At 65.3% G+C, this 1,949-nt stretch carries 1 protein-coding gene and 1 pseudogene; both read left to right on the plus strand.

Translation table 11 applies throughout. The annotated features are described in order from the left end of the window. Positions 1–742: IS481 family transposase (locus WYO_RS04060; RefSeq protein WP_007559381.1), on the plus strand; the 742-nt coding region annotated here is incomplete at its 5' end. 90 nt (positions 743–832) lie between these two features. Next, a pseudogene (locus WYO_RS29690) lies at positions 833–1,805 on the plus strand (IS630 family transposase). Positions 1,806–1,949 lie beyond the last annotated feature (144 nt).

Consider the following 1,949-nt stretch of genomic DNA (forward strand, 5'->3'; position numbering starts at 1 on the left):
AAGCCACCCGGTCAGGTCACCGCATCGGACCCGTTCGTCGCTGCATCGCTGCCTGCAGCGTCACGGCATCAGCCGCCTGCCGGATGTTGACGGCGACAAGCCCAAGCGCTCGCGCTTCAAGGCCCACCCAATCGGCTGCTTCCACATCGACATCGTGCAGGTCAGCACCGAACAGGGCAAGCTGCACCTGTTCGTAGCCATCGACCGCACGAGCAAGTTTGCCTTCGTTCAACGGCATGAGACGGCAACACAGCGGATCGCGGCAGCCTTTCTCCACGATCTGGTCGCTGCCGTGCCGTACACGATCCACACGGTGCTGACGGATAATGGCATCCCGTTCGCCGACAATCATCCGGTGGACGAGGAGGCCGAGGCCAAGGCGGTTGCCTACTGGGCGACCCAGGATCGGCCGCGCATCTACCGCTGGCACTCGTTTGATTGGGCCTGCGAGCAGACCAAGATCGAGCATCGCCTGACCAAGCCGCGCTGCCCGTGGACGAATGGTCAAGTCGAGCGGATGAACCGAACCAACAAGGACGCCACGGTCAAGCGCTACCATTACGCCAGCCATGACGAGCTCCGGCAGCACCTGCAGCTGTTCGTGGATGCCTACAACTGCGGCCGCCGGCTCAAGACCCTGCGCGGCCTCACGCCCTCCGAGTTCATCTGCCAGACCTGGACGAAAGAGCTCGAACGCTTCAAGCTCGACCCGTCACACCACATGCCGGGACCGAACTTCTAGAGCGTTTTCGGTTTGCGCTGAGTCGGATGCCTGGGGTTCACGCGGGGCTGTTGGGCTGATTCATTGCGCGCTCCAGATGAGGAGCAGAACATGGGCCGGCCCTACAGCCAGGATCTGCGTGAGCGTGTCGTGGATGCGGCAGGCTCGACTTCGCGCCGGCAGGCGGCCAAGCGCTTCGGAGTCGGTGCCGCAACGGCGGTCCGCTGGATGACGGCACTGGCCACGACTGGAACGGTGGCGGCCCGACCACAAGGGCGGGCACGCGGCTCCAAGCTCGATGCGTACGAGGCGTTCGTGCGCGGTCTGATCGCCGGGCGGGACGATATCACCCTATCACCCTGGAGGCGATGCGGGTCCGCCTGCGGGAGGAACACGCGCTCACGGTCGGGCTGGGGACCCGGTGGAGCTTCCTCGACGCCCGCGGCCTGACGTACAAAAAAAACAGCTCACGCGACCGAGCAGGATCGCCCGGACGTGAAGGCTGCCCGCGAGGCGTGGTTTGAGGGCCAGCCCGACCTTGATCCCAGCCGCCTCGTGTTCCTCGACGAGACCTGGACGGCGACCAACATGGCCCGCACCCGCGGGCGCGCACCGCGCGGAGAGCGGTTGCGCTCTCCCGTGCCGCACGGCCATTGGAGGACCACCACCCTGGTGGCGGGCCTGCGCCTGTCCGGGATTGCCGCGCCGTTCGTGCTGGACGGACCGATCAACCGCGACGTCTTCAAGGCCTACGTCGAGCGCGTGCTCGTACCCGAACTCACACCCGGCGACATCGTCGTGATGGACAACCTCGGCAGCCACAAGGGACCGGCCGTGCGCGCGGCCATCGAAGCGGCCGGCGCGCAGTTGCTGTTCCTCCCGCCCTACTCCCCGGACTTCAACCCGATCGATCCTTCGACAGGCTCAGGATGAGGTGGCCTTCTCGAAGCTCAAGGCGCTGCTGCGCAAGGCCGCCGAGCGCAATGTCGAAGGGCTATGGTCGGCCATCGGACACCTCATCGACACTGTCACCCCAGACGAGTGCGCCAACTTCTTCGCTGCGGCAGGATACGACCCAGATTAAACCGGAAACGCTCTAGCTAGGCCTCGTCGATGCTCAGCCAGGATTGACTGATCCATCCTTGGTAGACGGGCGTACCGGCAGAAATTTCCGGTTGTCGCCGCCATGGACCCCAGTCCCGCGTCATGACCTGACCGGGTGGCTTTG

The sequence above is a fragment of the Methylobacterium sp. GXF4 genome (genome assembly GCF_000272495.1).
Lineage (GTDB): Bacteria > Pseudomonadota > Alphaproteobacteria > Rhizobiales > Beijerinckiaceae > Methylobacterium > Methylobacterium brachiatum.